Genomic DNA, 3,235 nt, shown 5'->3' with positions numbered 1-3,235 from the left:
CTGCACGACGTTGACGGCTTCCACCGTCGCGGGCGCCGTCGGCGGCGCGATCGCGGGCCGCGAGATCGAACGCAATGCCAACGCGCGGCAGCGCTTCGAAGTCGTCGTGCGCTACGCCAACGGTGCCACGCAGACGATCCCGTACGAAAACAATCCGGGCTTCCGGGTGGGCGACCGCGTGAAGGTCAGCGATGGCGTGCTGATTCGTGACTAATGCGCGACTGATCCGTCCGTATCAGAAAACAGAAAGCCGGCTTCCGCGAGGAACCGGCTGTTCTCATTTGACGCGGGAAACGGTTCAGACGGTGGCCAGGACCTGGCCGTCGCCTGCGCTGTCCGCTTCGGCCTTGTGCTTGGCGTTCTGCTTGGCGCGCGAGCGCGACGGCGGCAGGCGGCGCAGCGTCTTGAGGGCGTCCGGATCCTTGATGCCGATGGTGCGCTGGTCGACGGTGATCAGGCCGATTTCGTTAAAGGCGGACAAGGTGCGGCTGACCGTCTCGAGTGTCAGGCCGAGATAGCTGCCGATCTCATGGCGCGTCATGCGCAGGTTGAACAGTTTGCTCGAATACCCCATCGCGGCGAAACGTTCCGCCAGCGAGATCAGGAAACGGGCCACGCGCGCTTCGGCCGACAGGGCGCCGAGCATGCCGATCATGGCCTGTTCGCGCACCAGTTCGCGGCTCATCACGCCGTACATCAGGTTCTCGAGCTCGGCATGCACGCGGCCGAGCGCGGTGAGTTTCTTGAACGGCACAAGGATCAGGTCGCAGTCGGACAGGGCGACGGCTTCCGACGCGTAATGGCGTGTGTGGATGCCGTCGACGCCGAGCATGTCGCCCTTCATCGGGAAGCTGAGTACCTGTTCGTTGCCGAATTCGTCGATCAGCACGGTTTTCAGGAAACCGGAGTTGACGATGTACAGGGTGTCGAATGCCTGGCCGATCGTGTGCACGCGCTGTCCGGTCTTGAACTGTACGTGCTGGAACAGCAATTCCTCGGTGTTCATCGAGACGGCGGCCGGGATGTGGAGCAGGTCGCAGACCTCTTTCAGGTTCGACCAGAGACGGCCCTGGCGTTGGCGTCCGGCTTCCATCTGTGACGAGTGCAGGGTCGACGGGGAGGCGTTACGTTGTTCTGAAGTTAGCTGGGACTGCATACTCATCTCCAGGTTTAGGATTTCAAAGAACCAAGCTGCGGTCCGGTGGTGCCAGTGCGGTATCGGAGCCACAGAGCTGACTGGATACGGATATGGACCGCAGGCAAGTCGAAACGCTGAAGTCAGTATGCCAACACGAGTCCGGCATTAATATCAGCAACGGCTGAATGTGTAGTAGGAGGGAGCGTCAGCTTGTAGGAATTTTCTTACTGCCAAGCTGCGGATGGAGGGGGAATCAAGAGTGGGGCGCGTGTAGGATTACGCGAGCGGACGGCAGGCCCTGCGTGGCCGGAAAGCGCCGGGGCAGGGCACGAAAAGTGTCGCCAGAATGTCAAATCTGTTTCGTGCGGAGCCGTTCAGGCTTTCATCGGCGCAAGCAGACGATGCGCCACCGCGTACTGGACCATTTCGGACAGCGAGGTCATGCCCATTTTCTGCATGATGCGGGTCTTGTGGGTACTCACCGTCTTGACGGACAAGTGCAGGTTGTTGGCGATCTCCGTGATCGATTTGCCGCCCACGAGGAGCGAGAATACCTCGAATTCGCGATCCGAGAGCTGCTTGTGCAGCAGCTGTTCGTTCGGCGCCATGATGTTCAGCGCCAGCTGCTCGGCCACTTCCGTGCTGATGTACGGGCGGCCGGATGCCACCTTGCGGATCGCCCCGACGAGCTGCGTGCCGGCACTTTCCTTGGTGAGATAGCCCTGGGCGCCTGCCCGAATGGCGCGCACGGCGTACTGCTCTTCCTCGTGCATCGTCAGGATCAGGATGGCGAGCTTGGGCGCTTCACTGCGCACCTGGCGGATCAGGTCGACGCCGCTGCGGCCCGGCATGGACAGGTCCAGCAGCAGCAGGTCGAAGCCGCCCTGGCGTACCAGCGACAGCACTTCGAAGCCGTTGATGGCTTCGCCGACGATCTCGATGTCGAGCGCCCCGTCGAGGATACGCTTGAGGCCCTCGCGCATGATCGTGTGGTCGTCGGCGATGACAATGCGAATCATAGGATGTCCCTTGGGGATCAATTGTAAAATGAAGGTAAAAAGATATCACAGAAGCAACACTGACGTTGCCTTTTTTTCGGACAACGCCTGCTGTCCGATGCCGCGCCGTGGAGCCGCGGTTACTTCGGCAGGCGCGTCAGGTGCCGGGCTCCCGGATCAGGCGGTGCACCAGCACGGGCTTGGTCGTATGGGACAGCACCTTGTTGGTCACGCTACCTAGCAGCAACTGTCCCCAGCCGCTGCGGCCGTGCGACCCCATGAAGACCAGGTCGCAGTGTTGCTGTTCCGCAACGTCCACGATCTTCAGCGCCGCCGCGTCGGAAAACGCCGTCATGCAGGCGTGCTTCAGGCCGCAACCTTCCGCAGCGCGCATGATGGAGCCCATGTACTCCTCGCCGAGGCGCTTCATCTGCTGGACGTACTCCTCCTCGCTGGGGTAGGCGGGCGGCACGATCTCGACATACACGGGGTACTGGTACTCGGGCGCGACGAACAGGGCGAGCACTTCGGCCCCCATCTGTCGTGCGAACTTGACGCCGGCACAGGCGGTGTGCTGCGACACCGAGGAGCCGTCGGTGGTGATCAGAATTTTCTGGTACATGGTGAGTCCTCCCTCACGTCACGCTACCTTCTCATTGTAGTTCGCGTTTCCCCTCTTGGCGGAATGTAAATGCTTGATCTTGCTCAGGGATGTGCTCGGCATTCGGCGCCCGAATACCGGATGTCACAAATGCCTCCGCGATAAAAAAATACAACACTTGCTTTGTGAAAATATTCAGAAAATGCTGTAAAAGATTGTCGACAGGCCAAGATTACTCACCAATCGGCAACGCCGGCATTTCAGAAGATTTACCTACGGCAACCACGCTGATACACTCGTCGGAAATTTGTACCGTCAGTAATGACGGCAGCCGTACCGCACACAGCACAGATCATCGCATCGCGACATTTAAATTATGGAGAAGCAGGGACTATGACCGACGCCGCTGACGATTTCGACGCATTATTCGAGGAAGTGGCAGCGCAGCGTGCCAGCGCACCCGCTGCCGCTCCGACGCCGGCGCCCGCGCCCGAACCC

General features: G+C 60.6%; 3 protein-coding genes and 1 pseudogene. 1 reads left to right on the top strand and 3 read right to left on the bottom strand.

Features of this window, described 5'->3' with window-relative positions; all coding sequences use genetic code 11:
• Positions 1-214 (top strand): annotated as a pseudogene (locus tag ACEN88_RS27635) (hypothetical protein); the annotation flags it as partial.
• An 84-nt stretch (positions 215-298) separates the two neighbouring features.
• On the opposite strand, the gene ACEN88_RS27630 reads toward ACEN88_RS27635, so the two are convergent.
• The 3 genes from ACEN88_RS27630 to ACEN88_RS27620 form a co-directional block, all read right to left on the bottom strand.
• Positions 299-1,093 (bottom strand): Crp/Fnr family transcriptional regulator, encoded by a 795-nt coding sequence (locus ACEN88_RS27630; protein ID WP_371767825.1) that lies wholly within the window; start codon positions 1,091-1,093, stop codon positions 299-301.
• 419 nt (positions 1,094-1,512) lie between these two features.
• Positions 1,513-2,157, bottom strand: a complete 645-nt coding sequence (locus ACEN88_RS27625; RefSeq protein ID WP_036232923.1) for a response regulator transcription factor — start codon at positions 2,155-2,157, stop codon at positions 1,513-1,515.
• Positions 2,158-2,293: 136 nt separating this feature from the next.
• A complete protein-coding gene (locus ACEN88_RS27620; protein ID WP_413344797.1) occupies positions 2,294-2,758 on the bottom strand; it encodes a universal stress protein in 465 nt (154 codons plus the stop codon).
• Positions 2,759-3,235: the final 477 nt, after the last annotated feature.

This window comes from Massilia sp. CT11-108 (assembly GCF_047302915.1).
GTDB lineage: Bacteria > Pseudomonadota > Gammaproteobacteria > Burkholderiales > Burkholderiaceae_D > Telluria > Telluria orientalis.
This window is presented reverse-complemented; position numbering and strand designations above follow the sequence as displayed.

Excerpts from the sequence above, each read along its gene's own strand:
- ACEN88_RS27625 (WP_036232923.1), bottom strand. The coding sequence starts at position 2,157 with ATGATTCGCATTGTCATCGCCGACGACCACACGATCATGCGCGAGGGC.
- ACEN88_RS27630 (WP_371767825.1), bottom strand. The coding sequence starts at position 1,093 with ATGGAAGCCGGACGCCAACGCCAGGGCCGTCTCTGGTCGAACCTGAAA.
- ACEN88_RS27620 (WP_413344797.1), bottom strand. The coding sequence starts at position 2,758 with ATGTACCAGAAAATTCTGATCACCACCGACGGCTCCTCGGTGTCGCAG.